At 73.2% G+C, this 19,069-nt stretch carries 19 protein-coding genes; 15 read left to right on the forward strand and 4 right to left on the reverse strand.

The window, feature by feature from the left end; all coding sequences use genetic code 11:
• The first annotated feature begins 2 nt into the window (after positions 1 to 2).
• The 3 genes from BMY97_RS35345 (at position 3) to BMY97_RS35355 (ending at position 3,581) form a co-directional block, all read left to right on the forward strand.
• Entirely contained in the window at positions 3 to 1,838 is a 1,836-nt protein-coding gene (locus BMY97_RS35345) for a serine/threonine-protein kinase (RefSeq protein ID WP_091625849.1), read from the forward strand.
• A 5-nt stretch (positions 1,839 to 1,843) separates the two neighbouring features.
• Complete coding sequence (locus BMY97_RS35350; RefSeq protein ID WP_091625852.1) at positions 1,844 to 2,635, forward strand: hypothetical protein; 792 nt, start codon at positions 1,844 to 1,846, stop codon at positions 2,633 to 2,635.
• A 211-nt stretch (positions 2,636 to 2,846) separates the two neighbouring features.
• Entirely contained in the window at positions 2,847 to 3,581 is a 735-nt protein-coding gene (locus BMY97_RS35355; RefSeq protein WP_143086376.1) for an FHA domain-containing protein, read from the forward strand.
• A 37-nt stretch (positions 3,582 to 3,618) separates the two neighbouring features.
• Here BMY97_RS35355 and BMY97_RS35360 read toward each other — a convergent pair whose 3' ends face one another.
• The gene (locus tag BMY97_RS35360; RefSeq protein WP_091625858.1) at positions 3,619 to 4,092 is read right to left on the reverse strand and encodes a MarR family winged helix-turn-helix transcriptional regulator; all 474 of its coding nucleotides are present in this window, start codon (positions 4,090 to 4,092) and stop codon (positions 3,619 to 3,621) included.
• A 101-nt stretch (positions 4,093 to 4,193) separates the two neighbouring features.
• Here BMY97_RS35360 and BMY97_RS35365 point away from each other — a divergent pair, with 101 nt between their 5' ends.
• The gene (locus BMY97_RS35365; protein WP_091625861.1) at positions 4,194 to 4,829 is read left to right on the forward strand and encodes a GTP cyclohydrolase II; all 636 of its coding nucleotides are present in this window, start codon (positions 4,194 to 4,196) and stop codon (positions 4,827 to 4,829) included.
• Positions 4,830 to 5,088: 259 nt separating this feature from the next.
• Here the strand turns inward: BMY97_RS35365 and BMY97_RS35370 are convergent, their stop codons facing one another.
• Positions 5,089 to 8,235: a discoidin domain-containing protein gene (locus BMY97_RS35370; protein ID WP_245787663.1), complete on the reverse strand. Its 3,147-nt coding sequence runs from the start codon at positions 8,233 to 8,235 to the stop codon at positions 5,089 to 5,091.
• A 155-nt stretch (positions 8,236 to 8,390) separates the two neighbouring features.
• Here BMY97_RS35370 and BMY97_RS35375 point away from each other — a divergent pair, with 155 nt between their 5' ends.
• Positions 8,391 to 9,149 (forward strand): sulfite exporter TauE/SafE family protein, encoded by a 759-nt coding sequence (locus BMY97_RS35375; protein WP_425425373.1) that lies wholly within the window; start codon positions 8,391 to 8,393, stop codon positions 9,147 to 9,149.
• Between the two features lie 69 nt (positions 9,150 to 9,218).
• Positions 9,219 to 9,911 carry a flavin reductase family protein gene (locus tag BMY97_RS35380; RefSeq protein WP_091625868.1) on the forward strand — a complete coding sequence of 231 codons (693 nt, stop codon included), beginning with the start codon at positions 9,219 to 9,221 and terminating at the stop codon, positions 9,909 to 9,911.
• 274 nt (positions 9,912 to 10,185) lie between these two features.
• Here the strand turns inward: BMY97_RS35380 and BMY97_RS35385 are convergent, their stop codons facing one another.
• Positions 10,186 to 10,662, reverse strand: a complete 477-nt coding sequence (locus BMY97_RS35385; RefSeq protein ID WP_245787664.1) for a DIP1984 family protein — start codon at positions 10,660 to 10,662, stop codon at positions 10,186 to 10,188.
• Positions 10,663 to 10,696: 34 nt separating this feature from the next.
• The gene (locus BMY97_RS35390) at positions 10,697 to 11,584 is read right to left on the reverse strand and encodes a serine hydrolase (RefSeq protein WP_091625875.1); all 888 of its coding nucleotides are present in this window, start codon (positions 11,582 to 11,584) and stop codon (positions 10,697 to 10,699) included.
• 191 nt (positions 11,585 to 11,775) lie between these two features.
• On the opposite strand from BMY97_RS35390, the gene BMY97_RS35395 reads away from it, so the two are divergent.
• The 9 genes from BMY97_RS35395 to BMY97_RS35430 form a co-directional block, all read left to right on the forward strand.
• The gene (locus BMY97_RS35395; protein WP_091625878.1) at positions 11,776 to 12,267 is read left to right on the forward strand and encodes a winged helix-turn-helix transcriptional regulator; all 492 of its coding nucleotides are present in this window, start codon (positions 11,776 to 11,778) and stop codon (positions 12,265 to 12,267) included.
• Positions 12,268 to 12,321: 54 nt separating this feature from the next.
• Complete coding sequence (locus BMY97_RS35400) at positions 12,322 to 13,533, forward strand: MFS transporter (protein WP_091625881.1); 1,212 nt, start codon at positions 12,322 to 12,324, stop codon at positions 13,531 to 13,533.
• Between the two features lie 26 nt (positions 13,534 to 13,559).
• Positions 13,560 to 14,060 carry a DUF302 domain-containing protein gene (locus tag BMY97_RS35405; protein WP_218156946.1) on the forward strand — a complete coding sequence of 167 codons (501 nt, stop codon included), beginning with the start codon at positions 13,560 to 13,562 and terminating at the stop codon, positions 14,058 to 14,060.
• 26 nt (positions 14,061 to 14,086) lie between these two features.
• Positions 14,087 to 14,593: a DinB family protein gene (locus BMY97_RS35410; RefSeq protein WP_091625884.1), complete on the forward strand. Its 507-nt coding sequence runs from the start codon at positions 14,087 to 14,089 to the stop codon at positions 14,591 to 14,593.
• 49 nt (positions 14,594 to 14,642) lie between these two features.
• Positions 14,643 to 15,572, forward strand: coding sequence for a ketopantoate reductase family protein (locus BMY97_RS35415; protein ID WP_218156947.1), 930 nt, complete (start codon positions 14,643 to 14,645; stop codon positions 15,570 to 15,572).
• Between the two features lie 244 nt (positions 15,573 to 15,816).
• The gene (locus tag BMY97_RS35420; RefSeq protein ID WP_091625890.1) at positions 15,817 to 16,668 is read left to right on the forward strand and encodes an ESX secretion-associated protein EspG; all 852 of its coding nucleotides are present in this window, start codon (positions 15,817 to 15,819) and stop codon (positions 16,666 to 16,668) included.
• A 35-nt stretch (positions 16,669 to 16,703) separates the two neighbouring features.
• The gene (locus BMY97_RS49230; RefSeq protein ID WP_281246954.1) at positions 16,704 to 16,829 is read left to right on the forward strand and encodes a hypothetical protein; all 126 of its coding nucleotides are present in this window, start codon (positions 16,704 to 16,706) and stop codon (positions 16,827 to 16,829) included.
• Between the two features lie 10 nt (positions 16,830 to 16,839).
• The gene (locus BMY97_RS35425; protein ID WP_091625893.1) at positions 16,840 to 18,717 is read left to right on the forward strand and encodes a hypothetical protein; all 1,878 of its coding nucleotides are present in this window, start codon (positions 16,840 to 16,842) and stop codon (positions 18,715 to 18,717) included.
• A 7-nt stretch (positions 18,718 to 18,724) separates the two neighbouring features.
• The coding region (locus BMY97_RS35430) for a type VII secretion target (protein WP_091625895.1) at positions 18,725 to 19,069 on the forward strand (345 nt) is incomplete at its 3' end.

Below are 19,069 nucleotides of genomic sequence, written 5' to 3' on the forward strand. Positions count from 1 at the left end.
CGGTGCAGGGTGACCAGCTGATCGCCGAGCGTTATCGGCTGCTGGGCCGGGTGGGCACCGGGGGCATGGGCGTGGTCTGGCGGGCGCGGGACGAGCGCCTCGACCGCGTGGTGGCGCTCAAGCAGGCACGTCTATCCGACGCCGTGAGTGGCCGCACGCTGCGCCGCGAGGCCCGGCTCGCCGCCGGGCTGCAGCACCCGAACGTGGTCACCTTCTACGACGTCGTCAACGAGGGCGACGAGCTGTGGATCGTGATGGAGTACGTGCCCTCGCGCAGCCTCGCCGAGATCGTCTCGGCCGAAGGCGCCTTGCCGGTGCGCACCGTGGCCGAGATCGGCGTGCAGCTCGCCGGCGCGCTCGCCGCGGTGCACGACCGCGGCATCGTGCACCGCGATGTCAAGCCCGGCAACGTGTTGATCACCGAGCAGGGCCTGGCCAAGCTCACCGACTTCGGCATCTCGCGCTCGGTCCGCGCCGACGAGACGATCACCGACTCGCCGCTCATCGGCGGCACCCCCGGCTACCTCGCGCCGGAAGTCGCGCAGGGGCACCCGCCGACTGCCGCCTCCGACGTCTTTTCCTTGGGTGCCACGCTGTTCTCCGCGGTCGAGGGGTCGCCCCCGTTCAGCGGGGGCAACGAGTACGCGACGATCCGGCAGGCCGCCGAGGGGCCGGTCCCGGAGCCCCGCAACGCCGGCGGCCTGGCCCCGGTGCTGACCGGCCTGATGCGGTTCGCGCCCGCCGAGCGGCCCACCTCCGCCGCGGCCCGCGACCTGCTGGCCGGCGGCCTCGAAGGGCTGCCGCCCGCGCCGCCGCGCCGACGCCGGCACAGCGCGCGCCGCCGCGGGCTCCTGGTCGGCGGGGCAGTAGTGGCTGCCGTGATAGTGGTGACCGCCGCGTTCCTGGTGTTCGTGCGCTCCCCGGACCAGCCGGCCGCGCAGGGCCCGTCCGCGGTCCCGGTCAAGCCGGCGGTGCTGGGCATCGGCGCGAACCCGGGGGAGGCCGACCCGTGCCGCCTGGCCGACGCGGCGCCGCTGAAGCCGTTCGGCACTGCCGCGGTCGACCCGGACTACGGCAACTTCGACCGCTGCGACGTCATCATCCAGCGCGGCCAGAACAGCGACGGGGGGGACCAGCAGGCCGACGTCAAGGTCGAGCTGCTGGACCCGCCCGCCGACGGCGGCGCGCCCGCCGGGCAGCGCACCCGCTCGGGCCCGTTCTCGGTGTTCGGCGACCCGGCGCAGGACGGCGACTGCACCCGGCTGGTGCAGCTGCAGGACCAGTACCTGGTGCGCATCGACGTCAGCGACGACCAGGGCGACACCCTCGACGTCTGCAAGGCGGCCGACATCGCCGTCGCCTCGGCCACGAAGGTGCTCGCCGCCGCGGGCGTGCCGGCGCGCACGACGCCGTACCCGGCGGGTTCGCTCGCCCAGCTCAACGCGTGCACGCTGCTGGACCAGGCCGCGCTCTCGGGCACCGCGGGGGTCACCGCGCCGGTGCGGGTGCAGCCCGGGTTCGGCAACTGGGGCTGTGACTGGGACAGCGACGCGACCACCCGCGCGGTCACCGTGCTGTTCGACCGGGACCAGCCGCCGGGGCCGGACACCGGGCAGCTGGTCCACGTCGCCGGGCGGGAGGTCTACACCAAGACCGACGACTTCGCGCCCAAGACCTGCCAGGCACTGCTGGTGTACCGGCAGTACACCGACGCCACGGGCGAGGCGGCCGTCGAGCAGATCAAGGTCGTGGTGCACGGCGACCCGCCGTCGGACCGGCTCTGCACCCCCGCCACCGCGCTGGCCGGCGACGTCGTCGCGAAACTGCCGAAGCCGTGACTGCCATGCGCGCCAAGGGCGCCGAGCCGCTGGGCGCCGACCACGGCAGCCTCGCCTACGGGGTGCCGGCGGCGGCCCCCGGCACGGTTTTCGCGCTCGCCGTGACCGGCGGCGTCCGGATGCCGCCGCGCGACGGCCGGAAGGTCCTTTTCGGACGCAACCGCGAGGACGTGCACGTGTGCGTCGGCGAGGACGACCGGAAAGTCAGCCGCCACCAGGGTTTCCTGCTGTGCCGCGGTGACGCGTGGTGGATGCACAACACCGGGCGGCTGCCGATCCGGCTGCCCGGCGCGCGCCTGCTCTTCCCCGAGGAGGAGCCGGTGCCGCTGCCCGAGGGCTACACGGCGGTGTTCGTCCGCGGCTCGTCCGACCGCGAGCACCTGCTGGAGCTGTACGTCGCGGGCGCGGACGGGCGACGGCCGGAGTCGAGGCCCCAGGACGTCACCGAGCCCCCGCGGATGTGGCGGCTGAGCCCGGAAGAGCGGCTGGCGCTGGTGTCGCTGGCGCAGCGGTACCTGCTGCAGCAGCCCTACCCGCAGCCGATGGCTTGGCGCCAGGTCGCCGAGCAGCTGGCCGAGCTCGACCCGTCGGCCGGCTGGACGTCGAAACGCGTGGAGCACCTCGTGGTCGCCGTCCGCGCGAGGCTGGCGCGCGCGGGCGTCGCGGGCTTGACGCGTGAAGAAGTCGGCGAGCCGGTGGGCAACTCCCTCAACGACAACCTGGTCAAAGAGCTGCTGCTGTCCACCTCGCTGGTGCCGCCGGACCTGGCCCTGCTGGACGTGGCCGGGGACGGCTGAGCCGCGCTCGCGCTGGCCCGCCGCCACCCTCAACGGCCGTGCCACCGAACGTCACATCGGGGCGCTTTCCGTGCTGCCGCCCGGCGGCGGGGCCGGGCGCTCGCGGATCCGGGAGGGGTCCCGGCGGTCCCGGTTAGCCTCGCGGCGTGCGGTGGGGCTGTCCGGCGCGCGGGGATCGGGTTGGGGGTAGGGCGTGGCCGCAGGCGAGGTCGTGCGCACACTGCCCGCCGGGCACCCCAGTCTGGCGCACGGGTTCCCGTCGCCGGCGGGGACGCTGGTGGTGCTCGGGCCGGCCGGGGGAGTGCTGGTGCCGCCGACGGCGGCGGGGCCGGTCACGTTCGGGCGCAACACGGCCGAGGTCTCGGTGCCGGTGGGGGAGGACGACCGGCGCGTGAGCCGTCGCCACGGGGTGCTCGAACACGACCGCGACCGCTGGTGGGTGCGGGCCACCGGCAAGGTGCCGTTGCGGCTGCCGGAGTCGCGGCTGCTGTTCACCGGCGCCGACCCCGTGCCGCTGCCGCCGGGCTACCTGCCGCTGTATGTGCACGGCTCGCGGGGGCGCGAGCACGTGCTGGAGGTCCGCGTCGCCGACGGGAGCCCGGTCGTGCCGGCCGCAGCCGCAGGGGGGCTGCGGGCGCGCGAACGGCTCGTTTTCGCCGTGCTGGGCCAGAGTTTCCTGCGCTGGGAGGCGCGGCCGCGCCCGTTGCCGCTGCTGCGCGCGGCCGATCAGCTCCTGCGCCTGGACCCGGCGGGCGCCTGGAGCCCGGCGGCGGTGGGGGTGGTCGTCGAGCAGGTGCGCGCCCGCTTCCACCCGGGCGCGGCGGACGGGTCGCTGCTCGAAGCCCTGCTCGCCGCGGCGGTGCTGGTGCCGCCGGACCTGGCGCTGCTGAGCGGTTCTTCGGGTGACGGCGGTGTCGATTGGACTCAGGCGACGACGGGCCGGTGACGTCCAGCGGCGGCGCGGCCGGGTCGTGAGGGAAGCGTCACACCGCCGTCTTCCGCGGCCCCCGGTTCAGGTGCGTCGCGAGGGTTTCCAGTGCCGCGGCGAAGGCGGCGAACTGGTCCGGGCTCAGCGCGTCGACGAGCAGTTCGCCGACCAGCCCGGCGTGGCCCGCGGCCGCGGCCCGCAGCTCGGACCAGCCGTGTTCGGTCAGGAAGGCGGTCACCCCGCGGTCGTCGGACTCGCACGAGCGGCGGCCGACCAGCCCCGCCTTCTCCAGCTGGCCGACCTGATAGCTCAGCCCGCTCTTCGACGTCAGCGCCGCGCCCGCGAGGTCGGTCATCCGCAGCGCACCGCCGGCGGCGGCGAGCCGGGCCAGAACTTCGTACTGTGGGTGCGAAAGACCCGCGTCGTCCCGCAGCTGCTGCTCGACGCGCCGGTTGAGCTGCGAGCTCACCGCCAGGAAGGCCTGCCAGGTCTGCAGCTGGCGCTCGGTGAGCCATCGGGGTTCGGCCATGGCACCAAGGGTAACGCAGGTTGTTCCAATTTGAACCATGTTGTAGGGTCGATCGGGGCTTGGTTCGAATTTGAACCACCAGGGGTGAACGGAGCTGGTCGATGACCACGGTGGCGGCGGCGGAGGTGCGTACGCGGGTGCGGATCCCGCTGCGGTTCGATGGCGGTCCGGCCGTCGAGGCGGAGGCTGTCACGTTCCGCGGGCTCGCCGACGGGCTCGAGCACCTCGCGTTCGTGCTCGGCGAACCCGGCCCGGTGCCGCTGGTGCGGATGCACTCCGAGTGCCTGACCGGCGACGTCTTCGGCTCGGCCCGCTGCGACTGCGGCCCCCAGCTGGGGGAGTCGGTCGCCCGCATCGCCGAGACCGGCGGCTACCTGCTGTACCTGCGCCAAGAGGGCCGCGGCATCGGCCTGTACAACAAGCTCGACGCGTACGCGCTCCAGGACGACGGCCTCGACACCTACGCCGCCAACGCCGCGCTCGGCCTGCCCGAGGACGCCCGCGACTACACCGCTGCCGCACAGATGCTGCAGGCGCTGGGCGTCGCCCGCGTGGACCTGCTGTCGAACAACCCGGACAAGGCCGCCCAGCTGACCACCGGTGGGGTCGACGTGCGTGAGCGCGTGCGCACGGGGGTGTTCGCGACGGAGACGAATGTCCGGTATTTGCGGGCGAAGGTGGAGCACACGGGGCACAGTTTGACGTTGCCTGCGGGGCTGGGGCACATCGCCAGCTGATTCTTCGGTGACGGCGTCATTGTGGGTCCACGTTAATCCATAATGGCGCTTTTATTTGTTTGCCCCCGGTGCCTTTGTGCAGAGGCCAGTGGAAGGAGATGAGGCTTGTGCCTCGCTCAAAAGCAGGCAGATGTGACTGCCGGTGTTTCTCCTGCTCGGGCATCCGCGTAGTGGTGCGTAGTGTCCAGCTGGGGTGTTACCGGCCGCAGACACATTCCCGCCGCACCTCAAGCAGAATCGATTGTCACCCAGCGCTGGCTCAGCCGCGGACGCTCAGCCGGGTCAGGTCCGCGGCGCCGGGTCGGGAGTCGGTGACGCGGACGGCGACGTAACGGGCGGATGCCTTCAGTGGCACCGAAACCGTGCGGCCACGGCCGGGCGCAGGCGCCGCGGTGTAAGTCCGGCCGTCGGTGCTGTACTCCACCGCCGCGGTGGGAATCCGGCCCGGCGCCCAGGACAGCTCGGCGGCGGCGACCGGTACGACAGCGCCCAGGTCGACCACCATCCGGCCGTTCGCCCCGGGGTGCCAGGCCGTGGCCGGGTTGTCGTCGACGGCGGCGCCGGGGGACGACATCCCTTGCGGCAGCGGCTCTGCCGGGAAGGTGACGGCGCCGAGTGCCAGGTCGTCCAGCGGGTACGGGCGGGTCTGCCGGGCGGTGACGGTGACCGTGCGGCCACCGGGGACCGTGACGGTGCGCGCGGGCTCCCCGGCCGGCTGGACGGTCAGCAGCATCGGCGCGCCGGCCGGAGCAGTCAGCTTCAGCTCCGCCGCATGGGACACCGTGGCCCGCAGGCGAGCCGGCACCGCGCGGCCGAAGGCGCCACGCAACGTGAACCACGCGGGCTCGATCCGTCCCTCCGCGGGGGCCAGCGCCGCGGTCAGGTCGGATCCGCCGGCTGTCACCACCTGCTCGCCGCGGTACAGCGCGACGGACCCGCCCGGCTGCGGCAGCGAAACCACCGTCGTCGCCGCGGCGCCGGAGAGGTTGAGCAGCACCAGGTGACCGTCCACAACGGACGCACGCACGGACGGCGCGCTGCTGGCCGGACGCGCCCCGCGAGACACAGCGGCGAGATCGCGCGGGTCCGGGTAGCACTCCACCAGCATCGGCGCGACCGGCCCGTCCGCGAGCGCGAGCCGGTCGCCGGAGACCGTGATCGGCCGTTCGGAGCCGGAGACCACGAAACCGGCCCGGCCGTCGACGTCCAGCCAGCCGCCCGTGGTGGTGAGCGCGGGCTTCGGGTAGGTCGCCGACGGAGCCCAGGTGACGCCGTCGGCCGAGGTTTCCACGCGGTACTTCCGCCCGGCCGCCGCTTCCCAGCTGAGCCGGACGCGGTCGAACGCCTGCGGTGCGCCGAGGTCCACCGCGAGCCAGCTGTCCGCGCGCGGCCGGTCGGCCGTCGACACCGCCCACCGCGTCGCCGGGTCGCCGTCGGTCGCGAGCTTCGCCTCCTTGCCCGGCGCGGCGGACGAAGCCGTCGCGGTCCCGGCCCGCGCGAGGTCGGCACCGGACGCGCCGTCGCGGACCTCGAAAGCCCACAACGAATAGCCGTACGCCGGATCCGGCTGCACGCCGAGCATCCGGACGTACCGGGCGGTCACGGCCGGGAACACGAGGTCGTCCACCCGGCCGCCCGCGGGAGGCGCCGTCGCGACCGGGACGGTCACAGTTCCTTCGGCAGCGCGGTAAGTACGGCCGCCGTCGAGGCCCGGCATTCCGGGCATGTCGAGGTTGTAGACGGACACGACGCCTTCGCCGTCCGCCACACCCGTGCTCGCGTACACGGCGGCGCCGGTCGGCAGCGTCGCGAAGCCCGCGTACCCGGTGTCGAACTTCAGCACGCCGACACTGCCGTCGAAGCCGTCGCGGACCTTCGTCCACGTCGCGGTGTGGCGCTCGCGTACGGCGAGCGCGGTCGAGGGCAGGAACATCGGCGTCGCGCCGCTCAGGGCGAAGAGCCAGTCGTCGTGGTGCGGCTGCCAGGCGAACTTGACGAATCCGGGCTTGGTGACCGTCGCCGCCCACGCGGCGGGGGAGCGATGCGCGACCAGGCCGGGCCCGGTCCCGAAATCGGCAACGCCCAGGGCGTGCGCGTCGAACTCCGCCACGCTCACCGGCCGCACCGTCCCACCGTGACTCGCGCGCCACTCGTGCAGCAGGTAGCTGATCGCGATCTCCGCGCGGGCTTCGGGCTCGTACTTCGGCTCACCGGAGAACTTCGTGACGCGGTCCACCGGCGGGTACGCCTGGTACGGCTCCAGCCGCGCGGCGAGGTCAGCCTCGGCCCTTGCCGCGTAACGGTCGCCGAGCACCTGCGCACGGAAGGCGAGCGGGATGACGTCCCGGCCGTAGAGGTGCTCGCGGTCGTTCACCATCGGCATCAGCGGCTCGCCCGCGTCGCTGGTCATCAGCAGCATGGTGCGCCACAGCAGTTCGCCGTTCGGTTGCGCGGTAAGCACTTCCGGCAGCGGTTGGCCGGAAAGCAGGAAGTGCATCGAGTTGCGGCCCGAGGTCCGCCACAGCTCTTCCTGGTAATGCGGCCCGAACGAGCCGTGGTTCTCCACCAGGAACGTGTCGTACAGGTTGGTCGCGGTGTTCGCGGAGACGGCGATCCCGTCGACGAGCCGGGGGTTGGCCAGGTCCGCGGCGGGCAGGCCGCCCTCGTTGCGGCTCCACGCACCGAAGGAGGAGCGCCACGCGGCCGCGCGCGGGTCGCCGGGCGCCCAGGCCAGCCCGGGCGCCAGCGACTGCGCGTAGACGCCCATCTCCTCGAGTTTCGTGTCGCCGACGTAACCGCCGGTCAGCCCGTGCGGCGTCCAGTCGCCGGACATCGGGTCGTTGCCCGTGCCGAGCGCTGTGGTGTACGCGGCTTGCTCGGTGGCGATTTTCTCGACATTGGCACGGGTCGCGTCGTCCAGGTCCGTCCACAGTAGACGGGCGGCGAGCTGGAAGTAGGACTGGAAGGTGGTGTCGAAGAACAGCCGCTTGCCCCATTCCGTGCCGCCGGTGAGCAGATTGGACGCCGCGAAGTGCCGGATGGTGTCGACGGTGTGCTTGTGCAGCACGTCCTGTGACACACCGGTCACCGACGCGTCGTAGCCGTCGCGGGTCAGCAGCACCGCGTTGCCCAGCACCACGGCGAAGGTGAAGTCCGTGGCCGGGTAGATCCCCTTGGCGGCGTCGAACTGCGACTCGGCCCAGCGGGTGTGCCGCAGCAGCACCCGGTGGTAGGTCGCGGCGACGTCATCGGGCGGGCCGGCCGGGCGGCCCCCGGTGCTCCCGGCGGGCGCGGGTTCGGCCGCCGCTGCCATCGGTGTCACCAGGCCGGCGGCGAACACCGCCACCCCGCCCGCGCCCAGTACGCGCAGGGCCTGTCGCCGGTTAAGCCCATCCGATCCGTGCACAACCGCCACCTCGCTGACAACCTTGTCATCGTGTCGGCGCGATTGTGTCCGCGGCGCCGGGCCCCGGGCAAGGGCCGGGGCCGAACCCGTCCGATTTCGGACAGCGAGACGCCGTCGGCCGCGAACGCCCGGCATGGTCTGATGGCGCGGTGATCTTGACCGCGGGCGAACTCTCCCTGTTGCTGCTGGCCGGGGTGGGCGCGGGGCTCACCGGCGCCACCGCGGGGCTGGCCTCGCTCGTGTCGTACCCGGCGCTGCTGGCGGCCGGGCTGCCGCCGCTGGCCGCGAACATGACCAACACCGTCGCGATGCTCGGCACCACGGCCGGGGCGGCGGCGGGCGCGCGGCCGGAGCTGAAGGGGCAGGGCCGGCGGCTGCTGCCGCTGTGCCTGATCACCACGGCCGGCGGCGGCTGCGGGAGCCTGGTGCTGCTGCTGACCCCGCCCGGCGCGTTCACGAAGGTGGTGCCCTGGCTGATCGGGGGCGCGTCGCTGGTGCTGATGGCCGGGCCGCGGCTGCGCCGGATGGCCGAACGCGCGGAGCACCACGGGATCGGCCCGGTGACGGGCGTCGCCGCGTTCCTGGTCGGCGTGTACGGCGGGTACTTCGGCGCGGCGGCCGGGGTGCTGATGCTCGCGCTGCTCACCACGGTCTGGAGCCAGCCGCTGGCCCGCACGAACGCCGCCAAGAACATCGCCACCGGCACCGCGAACCTGATCGCCGCGGTCGTCTTCTGTTTCACCGGCGACGTGGCCTGGCCCGCCGCGCTCGCGCTGTGCGCGGGATCGGTGGCCGGCTCGTGGCTGGGCTCGGTGATCGTGCGGTATCTGCCCGCGACGCCGTTGCGGATCGCGATCGGGATCGGCGGGCTGGTGCTCGCGGTGGTCCTCGGGCGGGCGGCGTTCGCGGGCTGAGGCCGGCGCCGTGATCGCCACGTCCGTTTCCCGCCAGCCCGGCAGCGGCGGGTTTCGCAGAATAGAGGCGTGAACACCACTTTTCCCGCCCACACGGCGATCGAGCCGGGCATCCTGTACTTCGGCACTCCGGTGGTGCTGATCTCCACGTCCAATGAGGACGGTTCGCCGAACCTGGCGCCGATGTCGTCGGCGTTCTGGCTGGGCTGGCGCGGAATGCTGGGGCTCGGCGCGCGCTCGAAGACGACCGTGAACCTCCGGCGCACCCGGGAGTGCGTGCTGAACCTGCCGTCCGACGCGCTGGCCGCCGCGGTGGACCGGCTCGCGCTGACCACCGGGTCGGACCCCGTGCCGCCGGGCAAGGTCAAGCGCGGTTACTTCCACGTCGCGGACAAGTTCGAGCGCGCCGGCCTCACCCCGATTCCGTCCGAGACAGTGGCGCCGCCGCGCGTCGCCGAGTGCCCGGTGGCGATGGAGGCCGTGCTGGAGTCGGTGCACCCGTTCGCCGACGAGGACGAGGCCCAGCGCGGTGGTGTGGTCGGCCTGGAGGTCCGCGTCCAGCGGGTCTTCGTGCACGAGGACATCCGCCTGCCCGGCACGGCCGACCGCGTCGACCCGGACCGCTGGCGGCCGCTGATCATGAGCTTCCAGCAGCTGTACGGCCTGGGCCCGCGGGCGCACGAGTCCACTTTGGCCCGGATCCCGGAACGCCTCTACCGCGGCCCGGACCTCGACCGGGCCCGCTCGATGCCGGCCCGGTAAGGAAAAAGCGGTGTCTCCCGGTCGTCACACCGGGAGACACCGCGCCACGGCACGGAAAATCCCCTGACCCGCCCTCACCCGCTCCGGGAATCAGCACGTGGTGGTGAGGCGTGCCGCCTGCGCGGTCACCTGTACCCGGTGCTGGGCTGCCTTGTCGGCGGGGAATCGAACCCCAACGCTGCCCACCGCGTACCAGGAGGGAGCCGGAAAAACCGCCGGCTCTCGGCTTGTGCTCGCTTTCCCGGGGCGGGTTACCGGCTTTCCGTGCCGGAGTTCAGTCCAGGAGGTCGGCCTCCCAGTTGGTGCGCTGGATGTCCACGTCCACCCCGCGCAGCTCCACCGCCACGCGGTCGGCCCGCGCGCGCAGCTCGGCGACCGGCAGGGCGGCCAGGTACCGCAGCTCCGAACGCAGCTGGCGACCCATGCCCTGGGCGCGGCCGGCGGCGGCGTCGGCCGCCGCGGTGAGGACACTGTGGCGCAGGCGGAGCACGTCGCGGCGGGCGAGGGCGTCGGTCATCGTGCCGGAGCCCAGTGGCGTGGCCGAGTTGGTGCGGTTGATCCGGCGGATCAGCGACTCCAGTTCGTCCATTGTGGAGCCGGCCTCGGCCAGCAGCTCGACGGCGTCCTCGGCCGGCGTCTCACCCTCCTGGTAACGCGCGTTCGCGACGATGCGCGTGCGCAGCTGCTCGACCCGCTTCGTGGCGTCGGAGCGCAGCGCGAGCGCCTCCGCGAGCTTCATCTCCCCACTCATGATCACCAGTATCCACGGCCACGCCAGCGGTTTATCAGTCGGCGGCGGCCGCTGCCAAGGTCGGGGCCAGCGCCTTGATCCCGGCGGTGACGGCGGTGCGCCCCTTCGCCGAGGAGGTGGCGGCGGGCTGCTGCGTGAGCAGCACCACGACGTAGCGCGAGTCCACGAGGCCCGTCGTGTTCAGCACCAGCGCCGAGCGCAGGATCATCCAGCCCTGCTTGATTTCCCAGGTCGAACCCGGCAGCCCGTCGGGGATGCCGAAGTACTGCGGGTAGCCGTCGTCGGCCGGCTGGCGGGCGTCGGCCATCGCGGTGAGCAGCGGCTGCGCCGTGTCGTCGGGAACGGTGTCCTCCAGGTACTGATAGGTGGTGACGACGTCGCCGGGGCTCATCTTCGTCATGCCCCACTGGCCGGGGTCGGCCGGCGCGACGGTGTGGTCCAGGCCCATCAGATCGGCCATCCGCCCGACGATCGTGGTCCCGCCGTCCTCCTCCCACAGCTGTGACGCGATGGCGTCGTCGCTCCCGGCGAGCATGTCGGTGAGGTCGGTTTCGTCGTTGTCGACGGGCACCTGCCAGATTCCGTTGTCGTACAGCGAGTCGAGCGCGATCAGGAGCTTGACGACGGAAGCGGTGTAGTAGGGCGTGTCCGCGTCGGTGGCGGCGAGGGTGGCGCCCGTCTTGCGGTCGAGCACCACGAGGCCCACGTCCGTGCCCTTCGACGAAGCGGTCACCGCGTCGGTGACTGCTTCGGCCACCTCGGCGGGATCCGGCAACGGGACCGACGGCGCGCTGGTGGGGGATTCACTTGTGGACGGTGGGGGACCGCTCGAAGACGGCGCCGGGGCGGGCGGTTCGGTGACGGCGGCCGTCGTCACGGTCCGGCCGCTCGCGGTCAGCGCGACGACAGCCGTCAGTGCCACCGCGGTGAGTCCGGCGCTCGCGAGAGTCCATCTCAGTCGTACGGCCATGCTTCGACAACGCGCCGCGAGTTCCGGCCGGCACCGGATTCCGCCTGTCCGTTTGCTGTGTCTTGCTGTGGAGACGCTGTGGCCGGGGGTGCGTGCTAACGTCGGGAACGGCTTGCACGGCGCAAGGCAGAGGGAGCGGCGGCATGGCACCACGGATCGAATGGGCCGGCCAGGCCTGCCCCATCGCCCGCGCGGTCGACGTCCTCGGCGAGCCCTGGACGCTGCTGATCCTGCGCAACGCCAACACCGGCACCACCCGCTTCGACGAGTTCCGCGGCGAACTCGGCATCGCGGACAACGTGCTCTCCGCCCGGCTCGGCAAGCTGACCGACGCGGGCCTGCTCGCCCGCCTGCCCTACCGCGACGGCGGCCGCACCCGTCATGAGTACCGGCTCACGAAAGCGGGCGCGGACGCCCTGCCGGTCCTCCTGGCGCTGGCCGCCTGGGGCGACGAGCACACCCGCGCCGACCCGCCGGCCGGCCGCATGCGCATCGTCCACCGGGCCTGCGGCGCGAAGACCCGCCCCGGCGCGTACTGCGCGCACTGCGGCGAGCCGATGCCGCGGGAGGAACAGCTGTGGTACCGGCCGTGGCGGTCGCGGGAGCCGTTCCCGCTGGTCGATCCGGTCTCCTGAGCTGCCTGGACTAGCTGACTTGCGCTAAAAAAGCTAACGGCCTACGGTTCGGTCATGCCGGAATCAGTGCTCGCGCCCGCCGTCACCGGACGCCGGTCGTTCACGGCCGCGGCGGCGACGCTGGCGGCGCTCTACTCCGGCAACAACCTGCCGAGCGCGCTGTATGCGTTGCTGCGCGGCACTTTCGGCTTCTCCGCACTAGTGCAGACGCTGCTGTACGCGACCGCGGTGGCGGTGATCGTGCCCGCGCTGCTGGTGTCCGGCCCGTTGTCGGACCTGGTCGGGCGGCGGGGCCCGATGCTCTTCGCACTGGGCGCGTTCCTGGCCGGTGACGTGGTGTTCGCGCTGGCGCCCGGCACCGGCTGGCTGTTCGTGGCGCGGATCGCGCAGGGGCTCGGGATGGGCGCGGGCGCGGCGGCGGCGCAGGCGATGCTCGGCGACAGCGCGGGGGAGGGCCCGCGAGGTCAGCGCCGGGCCGCGATGACGGCCACCGCCTGTGTCACCTTCGGCCTCGCGCTCGGGCCGCTGGCCGGCGGGCTGCTCGCCCAGTACGGTCCGGCGCCGCGGCACCTTTCGTTCGCCGTGCACGCGGCCGCGGTGCTGGCCGTCGCCTGCTTGGTGTGGCGCACGCCCCGGCCGGCGCCGGTGCAGGTGCGTGGCTGGCGCCCGCCGCGGCTGGGCGTCCCGGCCGCGATCCGGCGGACGTTCGTGATCGTGGCCGCGTCCTCGTTCCTGGCCTGGGCGGTGCTCGGGATGTTCTCGGCGGTGGTGCCCTCGCTCGTCGGCACCCTGCTGGGCTCGGCGAACCTCGCCGTCGCCGCGGCGGCGCTCGCGCTGATGATCGCCACCTCCGGGTTCGTCCAGTTCGGGGCTCGCCGGCTGCCGCCCACCGCGGCCCAGGCGAGCGGCCTGGTGGTGCTCGCCGCCGGGCTGGCCGTGCTGGTGCTCGCGAACGGCGCGCACCTGCCGTGGCTGGTGGTCCCCGCGATGCTCGGCACGGGCGCCGGCCACGGGCTGGTGTTCACCGGCGCGCTCGCGGAGCTGGGCGCCGTCACGCCGCCCGAGGAGCGGGGCTCGGTGATCGGCACCTACTACGTGGTGAGCTACGTCGGGCTCGGCGGCCCGGTGATCGGCGTCGGCCTGCTCGCGATCGCGCACGGGCTGCCGTCCGCCACGGTGCTGGTCGCCGCCGTGATCGGCGCCTGCTGCCTGGTGCTGGCCCCGCTGGTGTTCCTGGAGATCCGCCGCCGCAATCGTCCACAGTGAACGTCCACAGTGAACCGGAGGAGCCCGTGAGCACACGCCGGATCAACCACGAGGCGGTACGGCTGGAGGTGCCCGCGCGGGCGTCGTTCGCGGATTTCCGGGCCCGGTACGAGGAAGCCGTGCCGAAGGTGGACCTCGAAGGATTGGGGCGGCTCGTCGCCCGCGGCGCGGGCTGGCCGGAGGTCGAGGCGGCCGCGGAAGCCGGTGCGCCGCACGGCTTCATGCGGTACTGGGAGACCGACGCCGCGGCGGTGATGGGCCTGGCCGGCCCGGTCCGGCCGTGCGTGACCTACCTGATGGGCAACCACACCATCGCCCGGCGGATGTTCGCCCATGACCCCGGCGTGATGCTCGCGCCGCTGCGCACCACCATCCACGAGGACGGCGACGGCGCGGCCTGGTTCACCATCGACCTGCCCAGCAGCCGGTTCGGCAGCTTCGACCGGCCCGCGGTCGCCGCGGTCGGGCGCGAGTTGGACGACAAGGTCGCCGCCCTGCTGGCGCACCTCGGCGCGCCGGTAGGCTGACCCCGTACCTGGGGGAAGGACCGCGGATGAGCACGGAACGGATCGGCCCGCCGACGACCGCGGGCGAGCGCGAGATGCTGCGCGCGTTCCTCGACTACCACCGCGCCACCCTGGCGATGAAGTGCGACGGGCTGTCCGACGAGGACCTGCGGCGGCAGTCGATGCCGCCGTCGACGCTGTCGCTGCTGGGCCTCGTGCGGCATATGGCCGAGGTCGAGCGCGCCTGGTTCCGCCGCGTGATCGGCCAGGAGGACGTCGGCCTGGTCTGGTCCACCGAGGGCGACTTCCAGGTCGCCTACGACGCGGCCGAATCGACGCGGTCCGAGGCATTCGCCGCCTGGGAGGCCGAGGTCGCGCGGGCGCGCCGGATCGAGGAGCAGGCGGAGTCCCTCGACGTCGTCGCCCGCAACCACCGCGGCGGCGAGGACGTCTCGCTGCGGCTGGTGATGCTGCACCTCATCCACGAGTACGCCCGCCACAACGGCCACGCCGACTTCCTCCGCGAGGGCATCGACGGCGTCGTCGGCGCCTGACCCCGCGTCTGCCTTGCCAGTCGCAAGCCAGAGGCCTACCGTCGGCGGGGTGACGAGTGGAATGCGGATATTGGTGGTCGGCGCCGGCGCGACCGGCGGGCTGTTCGGCGGCAGGCTGGTCCAGGCCGGCCGGGACGTGACCTTCCTGGTGCGCCCCGGGCGCGCGCGGGTGGTCGAGGAGCGCGGGCTGCGGATCACCGGCCTGGGCGAGAACACCGTGCTCAGCCCGAAACTGGTCCGCGCGGGCGAACTGTCCGGGCCGTACGACCTGGTGCTGTTCACGGTCAAGGCGGCGGGGCTGGCGGCGGCGATCGAGGACGTGGCGCCCGCGGTGGGCCCGGGGACGCTGATCCTGCCGGTGCTCAACGGCCTGCACCACATCGACGAGCTGGTGGCCCGCTTCGGCGAGGAGCGCGTGCTCGGCGGGGTCGCGATCGTGATGACCACAGTGGACGGTGACGGCGACATCCGCCGGCTGTTCGACCTCCAGTCGCTGACCTACGGCGCCCGGGCCGAGCCCGCGCCCGCCGCGCTGGCGCAGGTGCACGCCGAGCTGTCGGGCGCCGGCTTCGACGCCACCCTCTCGACCGGCATTCTGGCGGACATGTGGGGCAAATGGGTCTTCATCGCCTCGCTCGGCGCGGTCACCTCGCTGATGCGCGGCACCGTCGGCGAGGTCGCCGACCAGCCCGGCGGGATCGAGTTCGCGGAGGCTGTCGTCGCCGAGTGCGCGGCCGTCGCCGAGGCGGCGGGCTACCCGGTGCCCGCGGCGTCGCTGGCGAACACCCGCGCCGCCGTGACCGAGCCGGGCTCACCGCGCGCGCCGTCGCTGTACCGCGACCTGACCGCCGGGCTCGAGGTCGAGGGCGAGCAGATCTTCGGCGACCTGGTGGACCGGGCGCACAAGCTCGGCGTGGCGGTGCCGCTGCTGGAGCTGGTCCGGCTGAACCTGCGGGTCTACCGGTCGCGCCGGGCCTGAGCCGGGCCGCGATCCCGGGTGAACCGGAACGGGCCGCGCGCCGTGAAAGGGGAGAGGGCACCGCGGGAGTGCCCACCGTGACACGGATGGACGGTCTTTCCGGGCGCACCGGTTCGAGTGGTGATTTTCCGCCACACCAGGACTGATACGCTCTGTAGTGGTGCCAGTCGACGTGCTGTGCGCGCGGGTGTCAGGCCCGGTTCAGGCCGGGTGTGAACCGCCGTGGGGAAGGATGCTTTCGGGTATGGCGGACAGGTTCGAGTTCGTGCTCGACGTCGTCGAAGCTCTTGTGGTGGGCCAGGCGACGGGTGGTGACATCCGGCAGTACCCGCTGCGGATCGGCACGGTGCCGTCCGACCCGGTGCGCTTCATCCGCGTGGCGACCGAGGTCTACCGGGCACTGGAAGACCGCAGGCTGTCGATCCAGGGCGAGCTGCGCCCCCAGGTGCGCGCGGCGTTCGCGCTGATCGCGAAGCACCGGGTCTCGGTCGCGGTGACCGGGGTGGACGGCCTCGGCGCCGACATCGCCGTGCTCGCCCTCACCGACGGCCGCCAGGCGCTCGGCATCACCCAGGACCCGCGTTCGGACGACCTGCTGTTCTCGCTGTTCGACGACGAGGACCTGGTGGAGGTCGTCACCGGGGTGCTGCCGCCCGCGCGGGCCGCCACCACCGGCGCGCACACCGTGCACCGCAAGGCGACCGAGACGGTGTCCAAGATGACCGCGCGGCGCCGGGCCGAGGCCGCGGAGGACGAGGAAGAGACCGACGCCTTCGGGATGATCGAGGTCAGCGGGGTGGTCCGGCCGCAGCGCGGCGAGCGGCGCCCGGCGCCCTCGGCCAACGGCGGCGTCGAGGTGCTGGAGCGCGTGCTGGCCGCGCCGCGGCTCGGCGGCGGCCACCTGGCGGTGACGGCCTGGAGCCGCCACGGCGAGCGCCTCGCCGGCGACCCGATCAGCTGGCTGGACACCGAGGACGGCCGTTACCTGGTCCACACCGCCACCGGCGATTCCGGTGAGCTGAGCGCGAAATACGTACCCGCGGGCCGGGCCGAGGTGGCCCGGGCCGTCCGCAACGCCATCGCCGCCGTCTACTGACGCCGCGGCCGGCGACCGAGGAAGGAGGTGCCCCGATGAGCGAGACCGTCGAGGCGCTGCCGGCCGCGAAGCCCGAGGCGGCCGGGCAGAACCACCGGAACCGGGAGGAGGGCTCGCGCGAGTTGTTCGCGCCGCGGCCCGCCGCCGGCGATCAGAGCTGAAGGGAACCCCGTGTCTCTCACCGACCCGACGTTGCCTGCCTCATCGGTCTCCGACCCGTCGTCCCCGGACTACAACCCGCGCAGCCCGCTGTACGACGCGACCGCCGACCCCTCGTCCAAGTACTACGTGGGCCCGATCAAGCCCGACGACGTGCTGTCGGGCGACCAGATCCGGGCCGAGGCGACCGAGCAGATCGACCAGGAGATCAAGGACGGCTGGCTCGGCCCGGTCGTGGACCCGAAGGTCCGGGACCAGAAGATCCAGGAGCTGTACCAGCAGCACCTGGACGAGGCCAGGCAGCGCCTCGACGAGGGCCTGCAGATCCGCCAGACCGGCGGCGCGCCGCACACCGTCTGGGCCAACGCCTCGCACGAGCAGATGCAGCAGGCGATCTCGCAGAACGCCGACTCCGCCACGGTCGCGGCCTCCTCGGAGGAATGGGTCAGCGTCGGCAACGAGCTGGCCGGGCACCAGCAGAACCTGGCGCAGGCGATCAACGCGAGCACGTCGAACTGGTCCGGCGGCGGCGGTGACGCCGCGCGCGAGCACCTCGCGAACGTCGGCAAATGGCTCGGCACCACGGCGCAGGGAGCGACCCTGTCCGGGCGGCAGCAGGAGATCCACTCGCAGACGCTGAACGAGACGCAGAAGGCGATGGCGGCCAACCCGCCGGTCCCGTTCTCGGTGCAGGACTCGAACGCGCAGCTGCAGCAGATCAAGGACCCGGTCGCGTACGCGCAGCAGGCCGAGCAGGCGCAGGCGACCTACCGCGAGCAGCAGGCCGCGCGCGGGCAGGCCGCGCAGACCATGACGCGGTTCGACGAGACGATCGGCTCGGCCGTCGTGACGCCCCAGTTCCCGCCCCCGCCCAAGCTCGCGGGCTCGAGCGGCGGCGGCTCGGCCTCGGGTCAGTCGGGTTCGCCGGCGGGACAGCCCGGCTCGCCGAACGGCGGCCCCGGCGGTACCGGGCCCGGCGGCGGGGACAAGCCCGGGTTCGGCACCCAGAGCGGCCGGCCCGGATCTTCCGGCGGTGGCTCGGGCCCGGGCGGCAGTGGTCCGGGCGGCAGTGGCGGCAACCCGCCGGTGAACCTGCCTCCCGGAGGTGATTCCGGCGGCGGGCCCGGCGGTTCGGGCCCCGGCGGCTCCGGTCCTGGCGGCTCGGGCCCGGGCGGCTCGAATCCGGGCGGTGGCGGCAACAACCCGTCGTTCAGCCTGCCTCCCGGCGGGGGCCCCGGCGGCGATTCCGGCGACGGCACGCACATCCAGGGGTTCACCCCGCCGCCGGTGAACCTGCCCCCGGGCGGTGGCCCCGGTGGTTCGGGCCCCGGTGGCGTGCCGAACATCAACATCCCCGGTGGCGGCGGCCCCGGACCCGGCGGGACCGGCCCCGGCTACACGCCGCCGTCGTTCACCCCGCCCGGCATCAACCCCGGCTCGAGCCTGGGTCCGGGCGGCGGTTCCGGCCCCGGCGCGACCGGCGGCAAGATCCCGGCCATCGGCCGTGGCGGCGGCGTCAACGGCGAGAGCATCGGCAGCCGCCTCGGCGGCGGCTCGGGCGGTTCCGGCGGTTCGGGAAGCTCGGGCGGTTCGGGCGGTTCCGGCGGCAAGGGCTCCGGCCTCGGCGGTCCGGGCAGCGGCAGCGGCGCGGCGGCCGAGGAGGGCGTGGCCGGGCGCGGCGCCGGCGGCGCGGGCGCGGGCGGCAAGGGCGCACCCGGTTCGCCCGGTATGGGCGGCATGGGCGCCGGCGGCAAGGGCGGTAAAGGCCCGGAGGACAAGGAGCATAAGATCGCCGACTTCGTGGAGTCGGATGATCCGTCGTTCTTTTCGCCGGATGAGGTTGTCGCGCCTCCGGTGATCGGTGACTGGAAGAACACGGACTGGAAGTGAGCGGTTGATGGCGGGCACTTTTCAGGTTGAGCCGGATGATCTGGTCGCGCACGCGAGTCATTTGGACGGTTTGGTGGATCGTTTGCATACGGCGGTGCAGGCGGCGGACAGTGCTATGTCGACGGATGCGTATGGGTTGTTGTGTGCGTTTTTGCCGTTGATTGTGAATCCGACGGGTGAGAAGGCGAAGGAGGCGGTGAGTTCGGCGGGTGAGGGTGTGAAGACGACGGCGGACAATGTCCGTACTGCTGCCAAGACTTACCGTGAGGGTGATGAGGCGGAGGCGGAGCCGTTCAAGAAGCAGGCTGGTGCGGAGGTCGACGCGAAGCAGTTGCGGGTCGGCACGGTCGAG

The organism is Amycolatopsis saalfeldensis, from assembly GCF_900110575.1.
GTDB lineage: Bacteria > Actinomycetota > Actinomycetes > Mycobacteriales > Pseudonocardiaceae > Amycolatopsis > Amycolatopsis saalfeldensis.

Bases quoted from the DNA above. Each gene is read 5' to 3' on its own strand.
- BMY97_RS35350 (WP_091625852.1), top strand. From the start codon at position 1,844: ATGCGCGCCAAGGGCGCCGAGCCGCTGGGCGCCGACCACGGCAGCCTC.
- BMY97_RS35360 (WP_091625858.1), bottom strand. From the start codon at position 4,092: ATGGCCGAACCCCGATGGCTCACCGAGCGCCAGCTGCAGACCTGGCAG.
- BMY97_RS35365 (WP_091625861.1), top strand. From the start codon at position 4,194: ATGACCACGGTGGCGGCGGCGGAGGTGCGTACGCGGGTGCGGATCCCG.
- BMY97_RS35385 (WP_245787664.1), bottom strand. From the start codon at position 10,662: ATGAGTGGGGAGATGAAGCTCGCGGAGGCGCTCGCGCTGCGCTCCGAC.
- BMY97_RS35395 (WP_091625878.1), top strand. From the start codon at position 11,776: ATGGCACCACGGATCGAATGGGCCGGCCAGGCCTGCCCCATCGCCCGC.
- BMY97_RS35400 (WP_091625881.1), top strand. From the start codon at position 12,322: ATGCCGGAATCAGTGCTCGCGCCCGCCGTCACCGGACGCCGGTCGTTC.
- BMY97_RS35410 (WP_091625884.1), top strand. From the start codon at position 14,087: ATGAGCACGGAACGGATCGGCCCGCCGACGACCGCGGGCGAGCGCGAG.
- BMY97_RS35420 (WP_091625890.1), top strand. From the start codon at position 15,817: ATGGCGGACAGGTTCGAGTTCGTGCTCGACGTCGTCGAAGCTCTTGTG.
- BMY97_RS49230 (WP_281246954.1), top strand. From the start codon at position 16,704: ATGAGCGAGACCGTCGAGGCGCTGCCGGCCGCGAAGCCCGAGGCGGCC.